Source organism: Labilibaculum sp., assembly GCF_041595635.1.
In the GTDB taxonomy this organism is placed as follows: Bacteria; Bacteroidota; Bacteroidia; order Bacteroidales; family Marinifilaceae; genus Labilibaculum.
Window position 1 is genome coordinate 47,871 of sequence record NZ_JBFHJW010000014.1, and the last position, 24,601, is coordinate 72,471.

General features: G+C 35.2%; 26 protein-coding genes and 1 tRNA gene. 7 read left to right on the forward strand and 20 right to left on the reverse strand.

From position 1 onward, the window contains the following. Window positions 1-43 precede the first annotated feature (43 nt). Window positions 44-724, reverse strand: a complete 681-nt coding sequence (locus ABYT26_RS06235; protein WP_372752033.1) for a zinc metallopeptidase — start codon at window positions 722-724, stop codon at window positions 44-46. 297 nt (window positions 725-1,021) lie between these two features. On the opposite strand from ABYT26_RS06235, the gene ABYT26_RS06240 reads away from it, so the two are divergent. The 4 genes from ABYT26_RS06240 to ABYT26_RS06255 all read left to right on the forward strand — a co-directional run bounded on the left by ABYT26_RS06240 (window position 1,022) and on the right by ABYT26_RS06255 (window position 3,262). Next, window positions 1,022-2,185 (forward strand): 1-acyl-sn-glycerol-3-phosphate acyltransferase, encoded by a 1,164-nt coding sequence (locus ABYT26_RS06240; RefSeq protein ID WP_372752034.1) that lies wholly within the window; start codon window positions 1,022-1,024, stop codon window positions 2,183-2,185. A gap of 79 nt (window positions 2,186-2,264) precedes the next feature. Further along, entirely contained in the window at window positions 2,265-2,480 is a 216-nt protein-coding gene (locus ABYT26_RS06245; RefSeq protein WP_372752035.1) for a hypothetical protein, read from the forward strand. A 170-nt stretch (window positions 2,481-2,650) separates the two neighbouring features. Continuing rightward, complete coding sequence (locus ABYT26_RS06250; protein WP_372752036.1) at window positions 2,651-2,845, forward strand: hypothetical protein; 195 nt, start codon at window positions 2,651-2,653, stop codon at window positions 2,843-2,845. Window positions 2,846-2,968: 123 nt separating this feature from the next. After that, window positions 2,969-3,262, forward strand: a complete 294-nt coding sequence (locus ABYT26_RS06255; RefSeq protein WP_372752037.1) for a hypothetical protein — start codon at window positions 2,969-2,971, stop codon at window positions 3,260-3,262. Between the two features lie 77 nt (window positions 3,263-3,339). Here ABYT26_RS06255 and ABYT26_RS06260 read toward each other — a convergent pair whose 3' ends face one another. From ABYT26_RS06260 to ABYT26_RS06280, 5 genes are all read right to left on the reverse strand, one after another. Continuing rightward, on the reverse strand, window positions 3,340-4,026 hold the full coding sequence (locus ABYT26_RS06260) for a response regulator transcription factor (protein WP_372752038.1): 687 nt from the start codon (window positions 4,024-4,026) through the stop codon (window positions 3,340-3,342). A gap of 6 nt (window positions 4,027-4,032) precedes the next feature. Then, on the reverse strand, window positions 4,033-5,529 hold the full coding sequence (locus ABYT26_RS06265; protein WP_372752039.1) for a sensor histidine kinase: 1,497 nt from the start codon (window positions 5,527-5,529) through the stop codon (window positions 4,033-4,035). A 413-nt stretch (window positions 5,530-5,942) separates the two neighbouring features. Beyond that, entirely contained in the window at window positions 5,943-6,683 is a 741-nt protein-coding gene (rnc, locus tag ABYT26_RS06270; protein WP_372752040.1) for a ribonuclease III, read from the reverse strand. Between the two features lie 3 nt (window positions 6,684-6,686). Beyond that, window positions 6,687-7,940 carry a beta-ketoacyl-ACP synthase II gene (gene fabF / locus ABYT26_RS06275; protein WP_372752041.1) on the reverse strand — a complete coding sequence of 418 codons (1,254 nt, stop codon included), beginning with the start codon at window positions 7,938-7,940 and terminating at the stop codon, window positions 6,687-6,689. A 21-nt stretch (window positions 7,941-7,961) separates the two neighbouring features. Further along, window positions 7,962-8,198: an acyl carrier protein gene (locus ABYT26_RS06280; RefSeq protein WP_096429419.1), complete on the reverse strand. Its 237-nt coding sequence runs from the start codon at window positions 8,196-8,198 to the stop codon at window positions 7,962-7,964. Between the two features lie 201 nt (window positions 8,199-8,399). Between ABYT26_RS06280 and ABYT26_RS06285 the strand changes: the two genes are divergently transcribed. Next, on the forward strand, window positions 8,400-8,960 hold the full coding sequence (locus ABYT26_RS06285; RefSeq protein WP_372752042.1) for a phosphoribosylglycinamide formyltransferase: 561 nt from the start codon (window positions 8,400-8,402) through the stop codon (window positions 8,958-8,960). Here the strand turns inward: ABYT26_RS06285 and ABYT26_RS06290 are convergent. From ABYT26_RS06290 to leuS, 4 genes are all read right to left on the reverse strand, one after another. Further along, window positions 8,952-10,223, reverse strand: coding sequence for a peptidoglycan DD-metalloendopeptidase family protein (locus ABYT26_RS06290; protein ID WP_372752043.1), 1,272 nt, complete (start codon window positions 10,221-10,223; stop codon window positions 8,952-8,954). The genes ABYT26_RS06285 and ABYT26_RS06290 overlap by 9 nt on opposite strands. 100 nt (window positions 10,224-10,323) lie before the next feature. Continuing rightward, on the reverse strand, window positions 10,324-11,196 hold the full coding sequence (locus ABYT26_RS06295) for a YitT family protein (RefSeq protein WP_372752044.1): 873 nt from the start codon (window positions 11,194-11,196) through the stop codon (window positions 10,324-10,326). Window positions 11,197-11,207: 11 nt separating this feature from the next. After that, entirely contained in the window at window positions 11,208-12,068 is an 861-nt protein-coding gene (locus ABYT26_RS06300; RefSeq protein WP_372752045.1) for a YitT family protein, read from the reverse strand. An 84-nt stretch (window positions 12,069-12,152) separates the two neighbouring features. Then, window positions 12,153-14,915, reverse strand: a complete 2,763-nt coding sequence (gene leuS / locus ABYT26_RS06305) for a leucine--tRNA ligase (RefSeq protein WP_372752046.1) — start codon at window positions 14,913-14,915, stop codon at window positions 12,153-12,155. A gap of 220 nt (window positions 14,916-15,135) precedes the next feature. On the opposite strand from leuS, the gene ABYT26_RS06310 reads away from it, so the two are divergent. Next, window positions 15,136-15,209, forward strand: a tRNA-Arg gene (locus tag ABYT26_RS06310). A 248-nt stretch (window positions 15,210-15,457) separates the two neighbouring features. Here ABYT26_RS06310 and ABYT26_RS06315 read toward each other — a convergent pair. From ABYT26_RS06315 to ABYT26_RS06360, 10 genes are all read right to left on the reverse strand, one after another. Then, window positions 15,458-15,925: an ExbD/TolR family protein gene (locus ABYT26_RS06315; protein WP_372752047.1), complete on the reverse strand. Its 468-nt coding sequence runs from the start codon at window positions 15,923-15,925 to the stop codon at window positions 15,458-15,460. Next, window positions 15,925-16,503 carry an ExbD/TolR family protein gene (locus ABYT26_RS06320; protein ID WP_372752048.1) on the reverse strand — a complete coding sequence of 193 codons (579 nt, stop codon included), beginning with the start codon at window positions 16,501-16,503 and terminating at the stop codon, window positions 15,925-15,927. Before ABYT26_RS06320 ends, ABYT26_RS06315 begins: the two co-directional genes overlap by 1 nt. Window positions 16,504-16,556: 53 nt before the next feature. After that, a complete protein-coding gene (locus ABYT26_RS06325; protein ID WP_372752049.1) occupies window positions 16,557-17,006 on the reverse strand; it encodes a hypothetical protein in 450 nt (149 codons plus the stop codon). A 9-nt stretch (window positions 17,007-17,015) separates the two neighbouring features. Continuing rightward, window positions 17,016-17,834: a MotA/TolQ/ExbB proton channel family protein gene (locus tag ABYT26_RS06330; protein WP_372752050.1), complete on the reverse strand. Its 819-nt coding sequence runs from the start codon at window positions 17,832-17,834 to the stop codon at window positions 17,016-17,018. Between the two features lie 215 nt (window positions 17,835-18,049). Beyond that, the gene (locus ABYT26_RS06335; RefSeq protein WP_372752051.1) at window positions 18,050-19,084 is read right to left on the reverse strand and encodes an asparaginase; all 1,035 of its coding nucleotides are present in this window, start codon (window positions 19,082-19,084) and stop codon (window positions 18,050-18,052) included. Window positions 19,085-19,090: 6 nt separating this feature from the next. Further along, on the reverse strand, window positions 19,091-19,858 hold the full coding sequence (locus tag ABYT26_RS06340; protein ID WP_372752052.1) for a TatD family hydrolase: 768 nt from the start codon (window positions 19,856-19,858) through the stop codon (window positions 19,091-19,093). Between the two features lie 119 nt (window positions 19,859-19,977). Then, window positions 19,978-21,312 (reverse strand): NADP-specific glutamate dehydrogenase, encoded by a 1,335-nt coding sequence (gene gdhA / locus ABYT26_RS06345; protein ID WP_372752053.1) that lies wholly within the window; start codon window positions 21,310-21,312, stop codon window positions 19,978-19,980. A gap of 203 nt (window positions 21,313-21,515) precedes the next feature. Next, complete coding sequence (gene dprA, locus ABYT26_RS06350) at window positions 21,516-22,619, reverse strand: DNA-processing protein DprA (RefSeq protein ID WP_372752054.1); 1,104 nt, start codon at window positions 22,617-22,619, stop codon at window positions 21,516-21,518. A 43-nt stretch (window positions 22,620-22,662) separates the two neighbouring features. Next, window positions 22,663-23,259 carry a hypothetical protein gene (locus ABYT26_RS06355; RefSeq protein ID WP_372752055.1) on the reverse strand — a complete coding sequence of 199 codons (597 nt, stop codon included), beginning with the start codon at window positions 23,257-23,259 and terminating at the stop codon, window positions 22,663-22,665. Window positions 23,260-23,338: 79 nt separating this feature from the next. Further along, a complete protein-coding gene (locus ABYT26_RS06360) occupies window positions 23,339-23,803 on the reverse strand; it encodes a hypothetical protein (RefSeq protein WP_372752056.1) in 465 nt (154 codons plus the stop codon). Between the two features lie 213 nt (window positions 23,804-24,016). On the opposite strand from ABYT26_RS06360, the gene ABYT26_RS06365 reads away from it, so the two are divergent. After that, on the forward strand, window positions 24,017-24,601 hold a 585-nt coding region (locus ABYT26_RS06365; protein WP_372752057.1), incomplete at its 3' end, for an adenine phosphoribosyltransferase.

Here is a 24,601-nt window from a genome sequence, read left to right on the forward strand (position 1 = left end):
TAAAGACAGAAGCAAGAGGTTCACTATTTTTTTGAAACTCTACCTAATCTCGTCTTCCCATGTAAATCATCACGTAGTAGAGTAAGGTAGCCAAAGACGATAATGCGGCCACTACATAGGTATAAGCAGCCCATTTTAACGCATCGTAGGCACTCTTCTGAGTTTCGTAGCTTGTTATTCCTGATGTTTTAAGCCAGACCAATGCCCTTCTACTTGCATCTATCTCAACAGGTAAGGTAATAACACTGAACAAAGTGGTTCCGGCAAACAATACAATCCCTGCCAAAAGCAATTGAGGAAATGTATTCACCATCAGAATTCCTGCCAGAAGAACCCATTGCACCCATTTCGAGCTAAAGCTCACAATAGGAACCAAGGCCGATCGCATTTGCAACCAGGCGTATTCCTGAGCATGCTGGATGGCATGTCCTGTTTCGTGAGCAGCTACCGCTGCTGCTGCAATACTTCGTCCGTGATATACATCCTGACTAAGATTAATGGTTCTATCTGCCGGATTGTAATGATCCGATAACTGCCCACCAACCGAACCAATCCTAACTCCATTTATTCCATTGTCACGTAACATTTTCTCAGCAACCTCTCGTCCACTCATGCCATTGGCAGTAGGGATTTGTGAATATTTTTTAAATCTCGATTTTAGTTGACTACTCACCAACCAACTTAGCAAAGTAAATGCTATAAATATGATCCAAATTCCAGCCATTTTTAATATTCTATTAAATTGTTATTATTTGCAATATGTACAAACTACTCAATAAAATCAAATTCTTTGCCAAATATTATCCGAACTGTAAACCTGTCTAATTGACAGTAGTTTTATTTCTATCAAGTAGAGCCATTCTCCCCAACCCCAACAAGATAGGTCATGTATACACAAATGCAAATATTTGAAATTCAGAATATTTAAGACAGGCCATCGATAAAAAGCAAGCTATATCTCCTAGACAATCCATATTATTTACTTATTTTTGCAGTTCCTTAAAACAAAAAGAACCAAGCAATGTTCACTGACTCAGATTTTGATGCTATTCGCCCATATAACGATTCCGAAGTTGTTGAAACGATCGGACGTTTAATAAAAGAAGAAGCTTTCATTCGATTCTCACAACAATTATTTCCGGGATTTTCGAAAGAAATGATCGTAAAAGCCTTATGCCAGGTTAAAACCATAAAAGAATTTCAGAGTAACTTTATTGTAAGGCTTGCTCAACACATTATTGATCACACCACAAAAGGCATTACCATTAATGGATTAGAAAATCTTGATCCCAATGAAAGTTACCTGTTTATCTCGGATCACCGTGATATTATTCTCGATTCGGCCTTACTAAATGTAATGCTTCACAATAATGGTTTTGAGACAACAGAGATAGCCATTGGTAGTAATCTTTTGATTCAACCCTGGATTGCTGATTTAGTTAAACTGAACAAAAGCTTTGTTGTCAAACGAAATGTAACTGTTCGTGAAATGCTTACAAGTTCGAAACTTTTATCTTCTTATATTCAGTATGCTGTAAACACAAAAAAATCATCTGTTTGGATTGCCCAACGTGAAGGACGAACAAAAGATGGAGATGACAGAACCCAACAAAGTTTACTAAAAATGTTGCAAATGAGTGGTCATAACACCTTTGCTGAGCATTTTAAAAGCCTTCGCATTGTTCCGGTTGCCATTTCCTATGAATACGAACCTTGCGACGCACTAAAAACTATAGAAGTTTACAAAAAGGAAACAGAGGAAGGGTATAAAAAAACCCCTAAAGATGACCTGCGTAGCATGATTAAAGGAATGGTAAATGAAAAAGGACGCGTTAATTTTGTAATTGGAAAACCCATCTCTGAAATGCTTGATGTAATTGAAAAAATGGATGACAGCAAAGACAAATTTAAAGCTCTCGCCGATTTAATTGATTACAGAATTCATAAAAATTACAAGCTTTGGCCTGATAATTATATTGCTTACGACATTGTGAACAATACCAGTGAATTTGAACACAAATATACAGCCGAAGAAAAAGACCTTTTCCTAAAACACATGGAAAAGAAAATCACTTGCGACGAGGGAGATCAATTACGTTTGAATCAGATCTACCTTGAAATTTACGCAAATCCAGTAAAAAATAGATTGGAACTGAAAATACCAGATTTTATTTCTGAAAAATAAATACGATGGCTTTCTAAGAAAGCCATTTTTTTTTGAGCTTGATTTTTAATACTTTCAAACAACGAAAAAAACAATTGGCATGAGACTACTAAAATTCCTTTTGATCATGTCCACCTTTCTTATTATGGTGGCAGCTATCTTAAACCTTTTAACCTCCTCTTCGCCGAATCCAGACAGAACTGGAATTTACATCGAATTGGTTGTCATGTTTATTCTTACCGTATCTATGGTATTACTAAACAATCAGGAAAAGAAAATGAAAAAATTAGAAAAAACACAAAACGAGGAGCTTTAACAGCTCCTTTTTTATGTGCTCATAAATAATAACAAGCCGATTAAAACAAAGTAAAAATTCACCAGCTAAAGCTAAAAAAATGTTAAGTCTTGTTAAGGGATTCTTTAGACATCTCAGAAAATTGTAGCTTAGCAAAGCAAGTTTTAGTAAACCTATAAATTTGAATAATTATGCTTGAACAAACTAAAATCGTCCTGGCAAATGTAAGTTTTGATTTCACACTATTCAGGAAAGAATTACTAAAAGCAATTGATTGGCTCAGTCCAAACGATTTTGAAAAACTAAAAAACTGGTGTCTGGAAAATTATTCCGACCACTACCATGCGATCCAGGCTAATGCTGCAAATCTGCATTTTACTCTTTAAAATAAATCGCAATAACAATATGAGGATCTTTCAATAAAGATCCTCTTTTTTCTGCATCTATGGATTGGACATCTTCGATTTAAAAAAAATAAGGTATATTCGCAACAGAAAAAAAATCAGAAAATGATAAAATTTAAACGCCATATCAAAGTAGGAGATCAGGAATTTGAGACTTGGTTCGGAATGGAAATCAAAAAGAAAGGCAATCGCCCTAACGTAGGTATTTACTATTATACCGATGATCCGAATGAAGACTTGAGCATGCACCAATTAATTAAGGCTAATTTTGAAAGTAAAAAAGAAGCTTTGCAACATGGAATAAAATTTATGCGCAACATGTATCAGGACATGATAACGCGCGAAAAAGAAATTGCTGCAGAAGAAGAAAAAGCAAAACAAGCTGATTCAAAAGAATAAGCTTAGCTCACAGACTTAATTACCACACAAAAAAACGCCGATCAAATTGATCAGCGTTTTTTTGTGTGAGTTAAACATTACATGATCAACTTATATCCACGTCCATGAACATTAATGATTTCAATGCCTGGTTCTGGTTTTAAATGCTTTCTAAGCTTAGTAATGTAAACATCCATACTTCTGGCATTAAAATAATTATCGTCAGACCAGATCGTTCTAAGAGCCAAATTACGCTCAAGCACTTTATTTACATTATTACAAAGAAGTTTCAACAATTCCGATTCTTTGGTTGTTAATTTGATAGTATCATCACCATCTTTTAAAAACTGTTTCTTTGAATCGAATAAAAATCGACCCAGCTTGAATTCCTCTTGAGTATTTTCGCTTTTAACTCCTGAAGTTCTACGCAATACAGCTTCAATACGAACCAACAATTCTTCCATACTAAACGGTTTGGTCATATAATCGTCCGCACCTAGTTTGAAACCTTCTAAAACATCTTCTTTCATCGATTTTGCAGTCAAGAAAATGATAGGAATCTCGCTATTGATTAAACGAACATCTTTGGCTAAGGTAAATCCGTCCCTATGTGGCATCATGATATCAAAAATACCTAGATCATATGGGTTCTTTAAAAATTCATCGTAAGCTTTGTCACCATCTTCACAAAGAGTTGTATTGTATCCTTTGGCAACCAAATATTCTTTTAGTAAAAGCCCTAAATTAGCATCATCTTCTGCTAATAAAATTTTAACCTGTTCCATATGTATCTATTTTTTTAAGGGAAGATATATTTCGAATTTGGTTCCTTTTCCAGGTATACTATCTACGCTAACTTGTCCATTGTGGGCATCCGTAATTTTTTTCACGTAAGATAATCCCAAACCAAATCCTTTAACATCGTGAACATTTCCGGTATGTACCCGATAAAAACGTTCAAATATCATTTTTTGATCTTCTTTTGTGATTCCAATACCATTATCAGTAATAGCAATAACGATACCTTTATTTTTATTTCTTGTACTAATACTAATTTCAGGAATATCTTTACAATATTTAATGGCATTATCCAATAAATTGGCAAAAACATTACTTAAATGCACCTCATCAGCCATCACTAAATCATTCTCCGCATCAATATTTTGATACATATTCCCCTTTTTATCTTCCACACGTATGGTAAAGTTAGGCAATAAATTTTGAATTATTTTATGAACACTAACAGTCTTTAATTTCAGCTTCATTCTCACCTCATTAAAAACGGCCATTTGCAATACTTTTTCCACCTGATAAGTCAATCGTCTACTTTCATCATTAATTATCTTAGCAATATGATCGCGAGTAGAAGCCGTTGTGGTAACGGTATTATCTTTCAACATCTGCGAAGCTAGCGATATTGTTGCTATGGGTGTTTTAAATTCATGAGTCATATTATTAATGAAATCATTCTTAATATTCGATAATCTTTTCTGGCGAAAAATAATAAATATCGTAAATGCACTAGAAAGAATTAACACCAAAGTTAATATGAAAGATGGGAACAACATAGAATAGGACTGTACCATATATCTTTGTTGCCCTGGAAAATAAATATACAAAAAGTTTGAACTGGCAAAGAAATCATTTGGAAATAGCTGTTTGCTATATTTTTCGAAGGAGGGATTTCTAAAATAACGTTTTGATCGTTTCTCAAATTTATTGTTTGATTTTACAGCATATTCAAAATTCATTTTAATGCCATTATCACGCAATTTCTCTTGAATTAATTGTGGCAATTTATCCATTTTAATTCTTTCACTCAGTGAGAGACGAGAATTGGCTAATTGCCCTGCAATAGTAATAGCATATCGAGAATTTCCCGATTTTAATGTTTTATTAAACTGCGACTGCATTTTAGATAAACCCGATAATCCTTCTGGATTAAGATAACCTTCCCCTATATTGTATTCTTTGTTCTCTGAATAGAAGCTTAATTTTGCTTTTTCATGACTCGAATCCATAGGAATATTGATACTAAAACCAGAACTATTTGAGCTTATAGCTGTTCCATTGGTAAAGGTAGACAAATCACCTTCCAAAATAATTTGTTCTTTTTCGGCTCTTTCTAACTCTGAAACAACCTGATCTAATGCCTTACTTACAGTAAGCGCCAACTGCTCTTCCTTAATCTTAGATGCCGATTGAAAAAAGTTTATCTGCACCAAAATCAATCCAAATAAGGATGTACAGAGCACTATTGTTACAAGCCAAATATATTTTTGATTCATAACTACAAATATAGAAAAATCCATCCGTAGCCATAATGGCTTAACAATCTTTAACACAAGTTTAAACGAGAGTTCTAATAAAGATCAAGAAGTCAAACACAAACATGACTATCGACTCATTTGTATTTACAATATTTTAGGCAAAAAAGACCATTATTCGCTAATTATTTACTAAAGCGACTTTGAAATTAATAATTTGATACTATATTTGCCGTTGGAGAACGAATCTATAAGAAGCGGTCTCCTTGATTAAAAATTTTGGTTAATAGTTAGATAAAGGGCGGTTGTGGTTACCGTCCTTTTTTTATGCCCAAGAGAGAGCTAAATTATGAAATTCCTTTGTTCTCAAAAGTCCATCACAACTTAAATGATTTTAGATACCATTGTAAGTGATGCACAATTTAATTTGAATATTAGGAAGCAAGTTCTTCTTCTCTAATTCGAGTAAGAGCTTCCTGAGCAGCATTTTGCTGAGCCTCCTTTTTCGAGGTTCCTTTTCCTCTTCCCATTTTTACCTCCTCAACCTCAACTTCGGACATAAACAAAGGCAAACGCAATTCCTTATCAACTCCTCCATCGTGAGTATCAAAATAGATGTCTTTTTTATTTTTTTGAGCCCATTCAATCAATTTGCTCTTAAAGTTGGTTTCAACAGTAACCACTTCTTCCAAATTAATATAATCTCGAAAAATTTTATTCTCAATAAATTTTCGAGTTCTATCGTAGCCTTGATCAAGATAAATGGCACCAATAAAAGCCTCAAAAGCATCTCCATAAATGTGTTTGTTATTATTCAAGTTCACATTAGAAACAACTTGCTTATCAAGTTCTATTTTAACAGCTAATTTATTCAGAGATTCCCGGCTAACAATCTTGGATCTTATTTGGGTTAAGAATCCCTCATCTTGATTGGGAAAGTATTTGTAGAGGATATCAGCAATTACAGCACCCAAAATTGCATCTCCGAGGTATTCGAGACGTTCATTATTGAAGCCGTATCCTTTTTTTTTGATGGTAGCAGATTTATGTATGAAAGCCAATTCATACAAATCTGAATTTATAGGTTCAATTCCTAAGGAATCAAAAAACAATCCATAAAACTCCCTTTCAGGGTAGAAAAAAAGTTTTATGGATCGAAATATAGACTTTACCACAAATTATTCAGTAAATGGTTTGAAAATTACCGATGCATTGTGACCACCAAACCCAAATGTATTACTCAAAGCTGCACGAATTTCGCGCTTCTGGGCTTTGTGAAGTGTAAGGTTTAGTTTTTGATCAATGTTTGGATCTGGCTCACTAAAATTAATTGTAGGAGGAACTGTTTGATTTTGCATTGCCAAAATACAGGCAATTGCTTCTACAGATCCTGCTGCGCCAAGCAAGTGACCAGTCATTGACTTAGTAGAACTAATGTTCAATTTATAAGCATGTTCACCAAAAACAGTTTGAATTGCTTTTGTTTCTGGAATATCACCAATAGGTGTTGATGTTCCATGAACATTTACATAATCAATATCAGCTGGTGTTAATCCAGCATCTTCTAGTGCCATTTTCATAGCATTAATAGCTCCTCTTCCTTCCGGATGAGTTGCTGTTAGGTGGTAAGCATCACCAGACATTCCTCCACCAACAATTTCAGCATAAATTTTTGCTCCTCGTTTTTTAGCGTGCTCATATTCTTCTAGAATTAAGCTGCCACTTCCTTCACCCATAACAAAACCGTCACGAGTTTTACAGAAAGGACGAGATGCCGTTTTATACTCTGCGTTGTTTGTAGACAATGCCTGCATAGAATTAAATCCACCCAAGCCTGCTTCGTTAATCGCTGCTTCTGAACCTCCTGTGATAAAGATATTAGCTTTACCCAAACGGATATAGTTCATTGCATCAATCATAGCATGTGAAGCCGAAGCGCATGCCGAAACAGTACCGTAATTAGGTCCTTGGAATCCATATTTCATAGAAATATGACCAGCGGCAATGTCAGAAATCATCTTAGGAATGAAGAAAGGAGAGAAACGAGGAGTTCCATCCCCGTTTGCATATCCTGTTACTTCATCTAAGAAAGTTTTAATTCCGCCAATACCAGAACCCCAGATTACTCCAGCCTTTGTTAAATCTTCCGACTCAAGATCCAGATTTGAATCCTCAATAGCTTGTTTAGTCGCAACCAAAGCATACTGTGCGTACAAATCTAATTTTCGAACTTCCTTGCGATCGAAATGATCGGTAGGCACGAAATTTTTAACTTCGCAAGCAAACTGAGTTTTGAACTTTGAAGCATCAAAATGAGTGATCATTCCTGATCCTCCCACTCCGTTCTCCAAATTATCCCAAAATTCGGCAACAGAATTACCTATTGGGTTAATTGTTCCAAGCCCAGTTACTACTACTCTTCTAAATTCCATAAAAAAGGTTCTGGTTAATAATTACTTAGCGTTTTCTCCAATGTAAGAAATAGCGTCACCTACAGTACCAATGTTTTCTGCTTGATCATCAGGAATAGCGATATTGAATTCTTTTTCGAATTCCATGATTAGCTCAACTGTATCCAATGAATCAGCTCCAAGATCGTTAGTGAAACTAGCCTCAAGTGTTACCTCAGTTTCGTCCACACCCAACTTATCAACTATGATAGCTTTTACTCTAGATGCAATATCAGACATAACTTTAAAATTTTAAGTGATTAAATATTTAAACTAATTAATTTTCAACTGTGCAAAGAAATAAATTTACTCTAAAAAATTCAAATTTATTTCACAAAGTCGCGGTCAAAGGTAATTCTTTTTCCTTTTCTGCGAAATTATTTCCCTGCGAAATGCCTTTTGCATATATTTGTATGTTTTCGTTACACATGAACAAAAAAGATGAAAAGACTAGCCATATTTGCCTCAGGATCAGGCAGTAATGCCGAAAATATTGCCAATTATTTCAAGGGGAAACCAGAATTCGAAATTTCCGCAATTCTATCGAACAACCCCAGTGCCTTTGTACTTTCCAGAGCGAAACGCCTAAATATTCCCACTTTAGTATTTTCGAAATCAGAATTTAAAGAAACCGATGAAATTATTAATTTTTTAGCTGAAAAAAAGGTCGATTTTATCGTTTTAGCAGGATTTCTTTGGCTACTTCCACTTAATTTACTGCGTAAATATCCCAACTCCATTGTAAATATTCACCCTGCTCTTTTGCCAAAATATGGTGGAAAAGGCATGTACGGAATGAAAGTTCATGAAGCTGTAATTAAAAATAAGGAGAAAGAAAGCGGAATAACCATACACATGATTAATGAGAACTACGATGAAGGTAAAATTGTATTCCAGATAAAATGCAACATTGAAACCACTGATACTGCGATAGATGTGGCAGAAAAAATACACCAATTAGAATACGAATTCTACCCTAAAATAATTGAGCAATTACTCTAAGGTAATTGCTTCTGGTGGATTTAGTTCATTCATCAATTTTTCCATTTCAATTTTATACCTTGCCTCATTTTCCTCTTTTACAGGCGATACTGGAGGTGATTTTAAATTCAAAGGATTAATTGCAGTTCCATTTTTATACACTCTAAAATCGAGGTGAGGACCTGTAGCTAATCCTGTTGCTCCTACATATCCAATGGTTTCGCCTTGTTTTAATCTAACACCTGCTTTAATTCCTTTTGCAAACCTTGAAAGGTGCATATAGGTAGTTGAATAAACACTATTGTGTTTTACACTAATGTAGTTACCACCACCATTTTTCTGATAGCCCTTTTTTGTAACCACTCCATCGCCAATAGTATGAACAGGAGTTCCGGTAGGCGCGGCGTAATCGACACCATGGTGTGCCCGATATCTTTTTAAAACTGGATGATATCTATTATTAGAAAACTTAGAACTGATTCTCGAATAGCGAAGAGGAGCTTTTAAAAATGCCTTTTGCAAACTCTTTCCTAGCTCATCAAAATAGCCTTCTTTATCTCCCTCAACAAAGGTAAAAGCGTAATTATTTGTGTTGTGATGGATGAAATTAGCTGCAATTACTTTAATCTCATGAATCGGTTGATCATCAACATACGATTCTTCATATATAATATTAAACTGATCTCCTTTACCTATTCCGAAAAAATCAATAGTCCAAGCATAAATATCAGACAGCTCTATAGAGAGCAATGGATCTGAATTGGCCACAACCATAGCATTCCACAAAGAAGACTCAATACTCCCTTTCACCTGCTTACGACGAACTTCAATTTCTTTCTCGCCTTTAAAAACATTTAAAGTATCGCGCAAATCAAAAACGATATATTCAACCGGAGTATTCTCATAAATAAAATACTCAGGTGTTTTTATACTATCCTTTGTAAAAAGGACCGAATATTCGTGTCCTGATTTAATTTTTCGAACATTAAATACCGTTTTTGCTTTCTTTGCAATTTGATCAATCGTTCCATAACTAACATCGTACTGTCTTAGTATGGTTGACAAACTATGATTTCTTTTCACTGCATTAGTTTCCACCTGAAACTCATCAATAGGAAATCCATATTTAAGGTGCACTTGCTCCTTTTCTGTTGTATCCATAACAACAGTTTCCTGCGATATACTTTGATTTTGTTTCTGTTTTGAGAACCATTTTATGGCGAACAAGCCCAATAAAACAGCCAATGCAATCAATAAAGTCTTTAGGTTAAAGATTTTTCTCATAGTAGACATATAAATTTTAGAAGCCTAAAGGTATAACTGTTTTTATAGTCAAACAACTAATGCAAGCCCAAGACCATAGCTTTTAATCTTTTTTAAGAAATTAGGATTTAATCTTATCAAAACCTTTGCCGTAAACCCCCATAACACTTCCCATAGAAATAAACGCATCAGGATCGATCAACTTAATCATATTTAAAATGGCTTGAGCTTCTCTTTTTCGTGCCAACAGCATCAATACTTTCACTTCTTTTTCGCTGTATCCACCAGTACCACTAAGTACTGTTATCCCCTGATCAAGGGTATAAACAACTTCTTTTCTGATTTCATCAGGCTTTTGAGTAAAAATAAAGATTTGCACAGATTGCTTACTTCCTTCAATAATCAGATCGACACAATAGGCACTAACACCCATAGTCACAAAACCATACACTACTTGCTCTATAGAGCGCTCCAAAAAATACGAAGAAGAAATAATGATCACATCAATGGTTAGAAGCAATTGACCTGGACTGTAATTCTTGTACTTATTAATGATCATTGCGAGAATATCTGTTCCTCCAGTACTTCCTCCTCGGGATAAAATTATGCCAGCACTTGCTCCTGCAAGTATTCCTCCAATAATAGCACACATAAACCGATCGGAAACCAATGGTTCTTGAATTAGGGATTGAAACAACCACAGAAAAAACGAAAGAATCGTAATTCCATAAATGGTTTTGATTCCAAAGCCAAAGCCCAAAATTTTAAAGGATATAAGAAGAAAAACTGAATTAATAAGAAAAACACTATAACCAACTTTAAAACCTGTTAGGTAGTAAATCATTGTTGCAATTCCCCCAACACCAGAACCCACAATTTCTGCAGGAATAATAAAGCCAGTCCAAGCCAGAGAACCAACTAGCAGTCCTAAAGTAATAATCAAGTATGACTGAAAATCAAATTTCTCATCAAATTTTACCAATAGATTCTTCATGCCTTACAATTTTAAGCTCTTATTTCATCAAAACCAAGTCCGTAAACACCCATCACCGATCCCATGGATATAAAAGCCTTCTCATCCATTTGTTTAACCACACGAAAAATAGTTTGAGCCTCATGTTTCCGAACTACGACCATTAAAATTTTTTTACTTTCCTTAGAATACCAACCAGTCGCATCAAGCATAGAAACCCCTCTATTCATTTCATTGGCAATTTTGTCGGCTATTTTCTCATACTCCGAAGAAACGATAAAAAGCTGAGCCGACTGTTTCGATCCCGAAATAACCATGTCGATAGAATAAGAGGTAATCGACATCACCACATATCCATACACAATGGTCGAAACATCATGGAAAACCAGATAAGAGGAGGCTATTATAAAAACATCTAGGTACAGTATGATACGCCCAGGACTAATGTTTCTGTATTTATTAATAATCATTGCAATAATATCGGTTCCTCCTGAACTTCCTCCTTGCGATATGGTTAATCCAATGCCAGTACCACTTAGAACACCGCCAATAATTGCGGCCATAAATTTTTCATCGACCAAAGGAGCCGTAAAAATTTTCTGCATTGTAGAAAGTAAAATAGAGCCTAACAACATTGCAAATATTGTTTTCACACCAAATTTACTCCCTAATATTTTGAGAGCAATTAAAATAAGAATAGCATTAAGTATAAAATAGGAATAACCTACTGGGATAACTTTTTCAGTTCCATAATAGATTAAAGTTCCAATACCCGTTACACCACCACCTATCATTCCTGATGGAATTAAAAAGGCTGTCCACCCGAAACTATAAATTGTCAATCCTAATGTAATGATTAAAAAAGATCGAATTTCTGAATAATTTATTTTCATTTTCTTTTAAAAAAAAAGAGCTTAACCATTGTCGGTGTTTACCCAACAGGTTAAAGCTCTAAGTAATGTGCTTATTTTGTTGATTTAAACTACGATATTAATGATTTTACCAGGAACAATAATGATCTTTTTAGGTGTTTTCCCATCAATCCATTTTTGCGAAATTTCGTGAGCTAGGACAACCTCTTCAATTTCATCTTTACCCATACTAATTGGCAAATCCAACATGAACCTCATTTTGCCATTAAATGAGACAGGGTATTTATGATTATTTTCCTGAACAAAACTTTCATTAAACTCAGGAAAGCTTGCCTTTGTAATACTACATGTATTTCCACAAAGCTTCCAAAGTTCTTCAGAGATATGAGGTGCAAATGGCGCTAGTGTTACCAATAGATCTTCCAAAACTGCCTTGTTATTACACTTTAGTGTGTACAATTCATTTACACAAATCATAAAGGCTGAAATTGATGTATTAAAAGAAAAGCGTTCAATGTCATCTTGAATTTTCTTAATGGTTTTATGAAGCACTTTTAATTCTTCCTTAGTTGGCTTATTCGTAGTAATCTCAAATTCACTTGCCTCATTATGGAACAATCTCCATAGTTTTCTCAGGAACTTATGTACTCCATCAATTCCATTGGTATCCCATGGTTTATGCGCTTCCAAAGGCCCCAAGAACATTTCATACAAACGAAGAGTATCAGCCCCATATTCTTCAACGATCACATCAGGGTTTACTACATTAAACATTGATTTGGACATTTTTTCAACCGCCCACCCACAATGATATTTACCATCTTCTAAAATGAATTCAGCACCTTTGTATTCTGGCATCCAATTTCTAAAGGCTTCCAAATCAAGCAGATCATTTTTCACAATATTTACATCCACGTGAATATCTGTTGTTTCGTATTTATCTTTCAAACCATACGAAACGTATGTATTGGAATCTTTAACTCTATATACAAAATTCGAACGTCCCTGAATCATTCCCTGATTAATCAGTTTTTTGAATGGTTCGTCCTTACATACTTCTTTAATATCAAATAAAAACTTATTCCAAAAACGAGAATAAATTAAATGGCCCGTAGCATGTTCGGTTCCTCCAATGTACAAATCAACATCTTGCCAATATTCATTAGCTTCCTTAGAAACCAACGAATCGCTGTTACGAGGATCCATATAACGCAAATAATATGCTGATGAACCAGCAAAACCAGGCATTGTGTTTAATTCAATAGGAAAACCGTCTTTTGTGGTCCAATCTTTCGCACGCCCCAAAGGTGGCTCTCCACTTTCTGTTGGCAAGTATTTATCAATCTCTGGCAATTCCAAAGGAAGCTCTTCCAAATCCATCATTTGAGGCATTCCATCCTTAAAATAAACAGGGAATGGTTCGCCCCAATATCTTTGACGAGAGAAAATAGCGTCTCTCAATCTATAGTTGATTTTTTTCTTACCTAAACCACGTGCTTCCACTTCCTGATTTGCCTTTACAATCGCATCTTTAACGTCGAGGCCATTCAAAAAATCAGAATTCATTGACTTACCAGTTTTTGCATCGTAAGATTCTTCAGAAATATCACCACCTGATACAACTTGAATAATTGGCAAATCAAAATGTTTTGCAAAAGCGTAATCTCTACTGTCATGTGCAGGAACCGCCATAATGGCACCAGTTCCGTATCCAGCAAGAACGTAATCACTCACCCAAACAGGAATTTCCTCGCCTGTAAAAGGATTTATTGCATAGGCCCCTGTAAAAGCTCCACTAATGGTTTTAACATCGGCCAAACGCTCTCTTTCAGTTCTCTTTTTCGTTGCCTCTATATAGGCATCAATATCTGCTTGACACTCTGGAGTAGTCAATTCTTGAACCAAATCACTCTCTGGAGCTAACACCATAAAAGTAACTCCAAAAATAGTATCGGGACGAGTAGTGAACACCTCCATTTTACAATCTGAACCCTTCACGTCAAAATTTACTTCAGCACCAACAGAACGACCGATCCAGTTTTTCTGAATTTCTTTCAAAGAATCTGTCCACTCTAAAGTTTCCATACCATCTAAAAGACGTTTGGCATAGGCCGAAACACGAAGCGACCACTGACGCATTTTCTTTTGAATTACTGGATGACCTCCGCGAACAGAAGTTCCATCTTTGACCTCATCATTTGCTAAAACAGTCCCTAATTTAGGACACCAGTTTACCATTGTATCAGCTAAATAAGCCAAACGATAATTTAAAAGAATCTCTTGTTTTTGCTTATCAGAGAACGAGTTCCATTCTTCTGCAGAAAAAGCTTCTGTTTCAGAACAAGCCGCATTAAGGGAAGAATTTCCAGATTTCTCAAATTTTGAAATTAAAGAGTCAATAGACTCAGCTTTCTCGGTATCATTATTAAAATAATGATTAAACATTTGAATAAATGCCCACTGTGTCCATTTGTAGTACTCAGGATCGCAAGTTCGCAACTCGCGATTCCAATCAAATGAGAAGCCTATTTTATCTAATTGCTGACGATACCTAGCAATATTTGTTTCTGTAGTAATAGCAGGATGCTGTCCTGTTTGAATTGCATATTGCTCAGCAGGCAAACCATAGGCATCGTATCCCATTGGATGAAGTACATTAAAGCCTTTTAAAGTTTTATATCGAGAATAGATGTCGGAAGCAATATACCCAAGAGGGTGCCCAACATGTAATCCAGCTCCTGAAGGATACGGAAACATATCAAGAACGTAAAATTTTGGTTTTTCCGAATCAACCTCAACTTTGTAGGTTTTCTCATCGATCCAATACTTTTGCCACTTTTGTTCTATTTCTTTAAACTTATACTCCATGATACTATTGATAAATATGGTTATTTCTTGCTATTAAAGCGCAAAATTAACAAAAGTTTGGAATTATTTATGGACTTTGGAACCGAAGTCTTATTTTATTAAAAATTGGCAACTAACGGTTTAGATCGGTCCACCAAAAAAGGCTGAAATTATTTGTTCTCAGGAATAGATGAGAATGCAAGGCATAACAAAATATTTTTATAAATTTGCATCCACAATTGGCCCGTTAGTTCAGCTGAATAGAACGTCAGATTCCGGTTCTGAAGGTCACAGGTTTGAATCCTGTACGGGTCACAACAAAAGCCAATCAATAATATTGATTGGCTTTTTTCATTTTTGTATCTCCTCCTACTATTACATTTCGAAGCAAACTTATTTTAAGGCAATGGTCAGGTACATTTTCATCCCAATTACCATCCTTCAAAATTTGAGTTTCTGAATTTCTATTTTAGAAAATTCAAGCATAATAACATCTATCTTAATGTACCACAAAAAAAGGAGTCCATTAGGACTCCTTTTTAATATCTAGAAAACATGGAATATTATTCCGCTGCTTCACGTGTCGAATAGTTCAACTTTAACGAACTTGCTTTTCTAAGTTCTTGCTTAATATCGATAATAATACCCATTTTGGTATATTCATCAACCTTAAGAGAAGTTGTTAGCTTATTTCGAAGTTCTTCTTTTCTTGATTCTCTTTCCGCAGCAATAAAAGACTGAATGTCGTCTACTGTAGCAAATTGATCGTTCAATTGAATTTTAGGCTCTGTACCGTAAGTTTTTGTAAATTTTTTCATAGGAACCCCTACATAAATATTACTTACAAGATCCTTCTTCTCTAATTTAACAATTTCTTTTGCTGTGGGAACCATTACATCCACATTCAATTCCACTTCACGCATAGTTGTACTAACCATGAAGAAAAATAAAAGCATGAATACGATATCAGGAAGAGATGCTGTCGAAATTTCAGGAAGCTCTTTAGATCCTCCTTTTTTAAATTTTCCCATTATTTTTTTCCTCCCACATTTTTAGGTTCAGCCTCAGAAATCTGCATAGGAACATAATCCCTTACAGCGCCTTGCTGCTCATCGTTCAACTCATCAAACTTTTTATTCCATTTCTGCATAGCTTTCTCATCTTTTAATTCACGAGAAGCTGCCGCTAGTTCATCCTGTACTTTAATGTACATTTTGTAACTTGTACCACGGTCATTTTGCAATGAAACTAATCCCTTTGAAACTTGCACGTCACCAAAAAATGGTATTGTCGCTGTTTTTTTCTCAGGTAAGTCTGCTTTATTTAACGGATTCAGGATAAATTCTTTTGTTTTTTCGCGCAATTGCGAAATATCAAGAACTTCTCCATTAACCAATAAGTCATCGTTGCGGTTAACCAAAATAGCTAAAACATTACGCTGTTTTACCTTAACATCTTGATCTAATTGTTCATCTTCTGGAATTGGAGGTAACTTTTTGTAGATACCCGTATCAATATCCATTGTTGTAGAAACCAAGAAGAAAATTAACAACAAGAATGCAATATCGGCCATCGAACTCGAATTAATCGCTGGTGTTTTTCTTGCCATAATATTATAATCTAAAGTTATATCGATCCGAATGTAAAATTCGGATCATTTACCTAACGAAATTTTCTTAATACTTCGGTTACCAAAATGGATAAAACCGTTCCAACACCCAAAATATACATAGTATATAGTACAGTATCTGCAAATTGCAATGATGCAGGATTATTATCAACACCAGTATAACCAGGAAGATCTAAAAGAGTTCCATCTGACATTAAATAGGCAAGAAGGATAATTAGACCTAAAACAACTAACCCAGCCAATCCTTTAATCGCACCTTTAGGATTAGAAATCAATTGAATGATTGGGAAAAGTAGTGATAACCCAGCACAAACAAAAAACAATGCTTTTGCCCACTGTATTAAAACATCAGTATAAACCGGAGTTTGATAAGGCTGATCTGGCAAATCTCCTCCTAAGTAAAACATGGCAACAAAAATTGCTGTTAGACCAATCATTACATAGGTGAGAATATTTAAATATTTACTCAATGTATTTGACATAGTCTAAAATTATTTTTTCAAGTTGTGTTTTACAAGAATATCAAGAAGAGTGATAGAAGCATCTTCCATGTTATTTACAATACTGTCAATTTTTGCAGTACAATAGTTATAAAATACCTGTAGAATCATCGCAACGATCAAACCAGATACAGTAGTAATCAAAGCAACTTTAATACCACCTGCTACAGCTGCTGGAGAAATAGTACCCATTGATTGAATTGAATCAAAAGCGTCAATCATACCAATTACTGTACCCATAAATCCTAACATAGGAGCAAGACCAATCATCAAACCAATCCAAGAAAGACCTTTTTCTAAAAGACCCATTTGAACCGAACCGTAAGAAACAACTGATTTCTCAACTACTTCAATACCTTCATCCACACGATCAAGACCTTGATAGAAAATACTAGCGATAGGACCGCGAGTGTTTCTACAAACTTCTTTTGCTGCTTCAACACCACCATTGTTCAATGCTTCCTCAAGCTTAGCAAACAATTTTTTTGTATTTGTTGTAGACATATTCAAGTAAATGATTCTTTCGATAGAAAGAGCCAAACCTAAAATAAGTGCTAACAACACAAAACTCATAAACATTGCACCACCTTGGATGAACTGCTTTTTTACAACTTTATGGAAAGAAGTACTTTCAATAACTTCTTCTTCCATTACTGGAGTTGCTTCTTCAACTTCCTCAGCAACCTCCTCAGCAACTTGCGTTGTATCTACGGTAGCTTGTTCTGCTGTCTCATCCTGAGCAATTAGATTTGTTGACGCTCCTAAGCTTAGCATCCCGATAACTGCTATAAATGCAAATAACTTTTTCATAGTCTGTTTTTCAAATTTTAATTAACGAAATTATTTTTTACAAAATTAAACGATTACGAACTCTAACGCAACTAAGTTTTTAGTTGCTTCCTTCTTCAATAAACTAAAGTCTTTACCTATCTGTTTTTCGCACTACACTCGAATCAAATCTTATGTAATATAGATGAGACTAAACAGTGCACCAAATTACAAAAAAAATGTGAAAAACAAATAAACTACTGGCTTAATTCACCTTTCAGAGATTTATTTAAAAGCATTTTGATTTGTTCCCTATCGAGGTTTTTACCCAATAGGTACATCAGTTTTGTAACAGCCGCCTCAGTGGTTATATCGCGACCACTTACAACGCCTGCTTTTAATAGCTCAACACTAGTCTCATACAAACCCATTTCAACACTTCCAGCAGCACATTGAGTTATATTATATACTACAATTCCATTTTTAATGGCTGCTTTTATGGCATCAATGAACCATTTATCCGTTGGTGCATTTCCTGCTCCATAAGATTCCATGATTACAGCCTTTAAACCTTTACAACCCAATATCGAATCGACTACAGCCTTATTTATGCCAGGGAATAGTTTCAAAATTGCGATATTATGATCTAAAACTGTTGTTATTTCCAAGTCAGAAACAGAATCCGGATAGTGAATCGAAGGGTAATTATAAATGATATGAATCCCAATCTTTGCCAAATCAGGATAATTGTATGAATGAAAAGCATTGAAATGCTCGGCATTGTGCTTAGTAGTTCGATTGCCTCTAAAAAGTTTATTTTCAAAAAGTACACAAACTTCTGGCACTACTGCTCTTCCTTTTTCATAAGCCGCTGCAATCTCAATGGCTGCAATTAAATTTTCTTTTCCATCGGTTCTTAAAGTACCTATTGGCAATTGCGATCCGGTAAGCACCACAGGCTTACTCAAGTTATCGAGCATAAAACTCAAAGCCGAAGCACTATAGGACATTGTGTCGGTTCCATGCAAAACCACAAAACCTTCAAATTTATTGTAATTCTCTTTTATAATTTCAACAATTTTAACCCAAACGGCTGGATTTAAATTGGATGAATCAATCAAAGGATCAAAAGCTATGGACTCCAAATTAAAGCCAAACTCATTTAATTCTGGCACCTGATTCAAAATATGAGCAAAATCAAATGGCTTTAAAGAACTCGTTTCCGGATCGTTCACCATGCCAATTGTTCCACCTGTGTATATAATTAAGATAGAAGTTTTCTTCTTTTCCATTACCTATTAAATATTGAATAATTTTTCAGCATTTGTACTTGTTACCTCTGCCACCCTTTCGAGCCCTACCTGATATATTTCTGATAATTTATTAGCGACATGCAATAAATAGGAACTTTCGTTTCTTTTTCCTCTTTTAGGAACAGGAGCTAAATAAGGAGAATCGGTTTCCAACATCAGTTTATCCAAGGCAATTGACGAAAGAGTTTTATCGAGTCCCGCATTTTTAAATGTTACAATTCCATTAATCCCTAAAAGAAAGCCCAATTCGATTGCATGATTTGCCTGATCGATATTTCCCGTAAAACTATGAAATACACCTTTGAGATTTTTATTTCGATAAATTTCTAATATTTCAAAAATTTCAGCAAATGAATCTCTGGCGTGTATCACAACGGGAAGTTCTTTTTCCAAAGCCCAATTAATTTGAGTCTCAAAAACGATCTGCTGTTCTCTCAAAAGACTTTTATCCCAATACAAATCGATACCAATCTCACCAACAGCACAAAAGCTCGCCTTGTCGAGCCATTTCTTGCAAATAGCCAATTCTTCCTGATAATTTTCCTTAACTGATGTTGGATGCAATCCCATCATGGGCACACACAAATCAGGAAAACGCTGAACTAATTTATTCATTTTAGGAATTGATTCTGAATCGATATTTGGCAAAAGAATTTTCTCTATATCTACTTTTCGGCAACTAGAGATAACCTCATCTATATCCTCCTCAAAATCGCTGGAATACATATGCGAATGAGTATCAATTAACTTCATAGTTTTCTAATTTTGTGCAAACATAGATAAAGACTTAAGACTTGCCAAAATATTAAGGAGTGAATCTCAATAAAAAAAAGCCGGCTTAGCCGGCTTTTTTTTATTAGGTAATATTATGCTTATACACAACCTTGAGCTAGCATCGCATTAGCCACTTTTACAAAGCCACCAATGTTGGCACCTTTAATATAGTTAATGTGCCCGTTCTCAGTTCCAAATTTCACACAAGTGTCATGAATGTCTTTCATGATACGTCCCAATTTCTCATCAACCTCTTCGGTAGACCAATTGAAACGCATAGAGTTTTGCGACATCTCTAAGCCAGAAACGGCTACTCCTCCAGCATTAGCAGCTTTACCCGGGGCAAAAGTCATTGCATCTACCAAATAAAAAGCAGCATCAGCTGTGCAACCCATATTTGAAGTTTCTACAACATATTTACACCCGTTCTCCACTAACAACTTCGCATCTTCGAGATTCAATTCGTTTTGAATTGCGCAAGGAAAAGCCAAATCGACTTTACACTCCCAAGGTTTTTTACCTGGAATGAATTTTGCGCCAAATTTTTCAGCATAAGGAGCAACCACGTCATTATTAGAAGCTCTCAAATCCAATAAATAATCAATCTTCTCAGCGTTTAAACCTTCCTGATCGTAAATATATCCATCAGGACCAGAAATGGTAACCACTTTAGCACCCAGCTCAACTAATTTAAGCGCAGCACCCCAAGTTACATTCCCAAAACCCGAAAGAGCAACAATTTTGCCTTCTAACGTTTCATTCTTTTCAGCCAACATGTGCTGAGCGAAGTACACAGATCCAAAACCAGTTGCTTCAGGACGAATCAGAGAACCTCCAAACTCAAGAGCTTTACCAGTTAATACGCCAGTAAACTCATTTCGAATTCTTTTGTATTGTCCGAATAAGTAGCCAATTTCACGACCGCCAACTCCTATATCTCCAGCAGGAACGTCAGTATTTGGACCAATGTGTTTGCAAAGTTCAGTCATAAAACTCTGACAAAAACGCATAATTTCATTATCTGATCTTCCTTTTGCATTAAAATCAGAACCTCCTTTACCACCACCCATAGGCAATGTGGTTAATGAGTTTTTAAAAGTTTGTTCAAAACCTAAAAATTTCAATGCACTTAATGTTACTGAGGGGTGAAAACGCAATCCACCTTTATAGGGTCCGATAGCACTATTGAACTCAACACGGTAACCGCGATTGATTTCCACTTCACCATTATCGTTGATCCATGGTACTCTAAACATAATTGTACGTTCTGGTTCGCACATCTTATCAAGAATTTTCGCAGCCTTGTACTTCGGGTTTGCATCGTAAGTATCCCAAACTGTTTCTACTACTTCTTGAACTGCCTGATGGAATTCTGCTTCTCCAGGTGTTTTGGCCTTTAGGCCTTCCATGAATTCATTAATCTTTGCTTCCATGCCAAACTATGTTATGAAATTAATTTAGATGTGATGTTTTTATTACTAATTCTTACTTTCAAAAGTATATATTTTTTCATAATCGCAAATTAAATAGGCGTTTTTTTTACAACGTTTTCGTGAGCCACAACACCCTAATTCATTAGCCTTTAGAAATACACACCTCCTGCTCTACAACATTATTCATAAAAAAATGATAAAATTCATGTATTGAAACTGTAAATTTTTCCAGGAAGCGTCTTAATCAGCCCATCGAATTCTAATTTTAGGAGCAAACTTGACACCTTACTCATGGGCAATAAAGTCCGAAAACAAATGCTATCAATTGGCATATTTCCTTCTTTTTTGAGTAATTGAATTAAAAGTTCTTCCTCGGAAGATAAATCCAAAAATAATTTTGCCTGAAACTCGGCAGGTTTTTTAGCCTGTTTTTCCCACCCTAATATGTACTCTAAATCAGCAACCCCTTCGATTAAATGCGCCTGATTGGTTTTTATCAATTTATTGCAACCAATTGAACTCTTATCGTATGTTCTTCCCGGAAAAGCAAAAACATCTCTGTTGTATGAATTGGCTATATCTGCAGTTACTAAGGAACCACCTTTAGCTGCTGATTCTACAACAATGGTGGCATCTGCCATTCCTGCAATAATTCTATTCCTTCTAACAAAATTTTTAGGATCAAATTTACTTTTAGAGGTAAACTCACTAATCAAAGCTCCCTGGTTGATGATCTCCTCGGCATAGCTTCTGTGCTGCGAAGGGTAAGTTATGTGTAATCCATGCCCCACTGCAGCAATGGTCTGCAAATTGGTTCTTAAAGCTGCCTTATGAGCACAAATATCAATCCCATAAGCCAATCCACTCATAATAACGGCTTTTGTCTCCTTTTCAGATAGATCTTTTATCAACTTATTGCAAAGTTCACGACCATACTCACTCGCATTTCGAGTACCTACAATGCTAATTATTCGGGAAGCATTAAAATTAGTTTCTCCTTTATAGTAAAGCGTGCAAGGCGAATCGGGGCAATTCAAGAGTCTTTGCGGATACTCTTTATCCAGATAAAAAGAAATTTTTATCTTCTTGTCAGTAATAAACTTCTGTTCTTCTTCTGCTGCCTGAATGGCTGCTTCCCGATCCAATTTATCGAGAAATCCGGGTCCTAATCCAGGAATCTTCAGCAGGGTTTGCTTTTTCTCCTTAAAAAGTCCTTCTAGACTTCCTGTATATGAAATGATTTTCTTCGTGTTTACCGGACCAATTCCATTTAAAAAACTGACGGCTATTTTATAAATTTCTTCCATGAGTTAATTGAATTTCACAAACGGAGTATAATTTACAAAACATTTATAAAGTAAAGGTTGTACCAATTGTAAAAAATCCAGCATTCCCCCATCCTAATTCACCAAAAATGCCAAACTGATCGGTAAAATGATATCTGGATCCAAGTAAAACGCCTAAATCAATCAACAGGTCATTGTCTTTATTCGAAGAAAAGATCTGAACATTTGAACTATCTAAATTCGAACTTACCGACTTTTTATTTTCAAGAGATAAACCCGTTTTAAGGCTGGCATACATTTCAATACCATTTGCAGGAGCAATATTCCTATCGGAAAGCCAATTATTTAATTCATAGGTTAAAACCGCACCAAAACGATAGTATTTGTATTTAATCTCACTGGAACTAAATTCTTGTTTTTGCCCAGAATAGCCAATATAAGCCCCCATACTAAAATCCGGTTTCCAATTTTTCTCCAACTGCACAATAAAGGAGGGAGAATTACTTTCATCAGCACTTCCAAAATTATGATCGAATTTTCCATATTTCCCCAAGGGAATTCCAATGGACAATCTCATGTCATTCTCCTGAGCCAACAGGCTAATTGGCAATAAAAGCACTACCAATACAAGTGCGAACTGAATTCTAATTTTTCTAGTCATTCTATTATTTCTTGAAATATTATTAAGGTATAAATAACGGGAAGTAGCCATTTTTAGTACGCCATCAAAAGAAGATATCTTACTGTTTCTTGGCCATTGCTTTCTGTAGGGAAGCAATCATTTTCTGCCGGTTCGTTTTCGAAAGAGAAACAATACTCACCGACGGATACTTGGCCAAACCTCTATCGGTTTGTTGATACAATGTTACTTCCGGACGTAATCCGAACAATTTCGTTTCCAAATCGAAATGAGAAAGAGATACTTTATTCATCTCGATGGATTTAAATTGCTGATGAAAAGGATGCAAAGGATAATACCTCAAAATTATTTTTTCTTCGGATTCCTGATAAATAATGTAGTTGAGTTTAAGTTGCAGGGAGAAAATGATAGAAACAAGCACTAAAGCTGTAATTGACAGCAAAATAGTCAAAAGAGGTTTTACTTGTAAGTAAATAAAAAGAATGGTGAGTGCGAGGTACAAGAAAATAAGCAGATAGTAAAAAAGCTTTATTGCTGCGGCCCGATTTTGATTATTTATAGTCATACTTCTTCTGAATTGAATTTTATCAAAGGTAAAAACTAAACTTAAGTTCAACAATGAAAATAAAAGGATCTGACAAATAATTTTTCATTTATACAGAAGCCAATAGTTTTTTCAAATATATAATGAATATTCGCTCAGACTTTTCTATTTTTACCCGGAATTATCCCACAGAATATCAAGTTAGTAATTGTAGAATAATTAAGTGAGGAGGGGGTGAATATTTCACTTCTTCTGATTGTGCATGTCTTTTCGCATGAAAATCAGAATGAAATAGGATATTTTCGTACTCCTGGTTTGGAAAAACGAGATAAAATGGAAGTAAAACTTCAAGAAGCAAAAGATTCGATAAGAGATGTAATCGATTTCCCGAAAGAAGGAATTCTTTTTAAAGACATCACAACCATGCTAAAAGATGCTACTCATTTGGCAACATTGGTTGACGCTCTTTACGATCAATATAAAGACAAAGGAATTACCAAAGTAGTTGGACTGGAAAGTCGCGGGTTTATTTTAGGAACTGTGCTTGCCTATAAATTAGGCGCTGGATTTGTTCCTGTTCGCAAGCCTGGAAAATTACCAGCTCCCACCTACTCCGAAAAATATTCGTTAGAGTATGGCGAAGATGAAATTCACATTCATAAGGATGCGCTAAACTCGGATGATGTTGTGCTACTGCACGACGATTTGTTAGCCACAGGAGGAACAGCCAAAGCAACCATTGATTTGCTGAACCGTTTCGACTTGAAAAATGTTTTTGTAAACTTTTTGGTGGAGCTCGACTTTCTGGAAGGTCGCGAA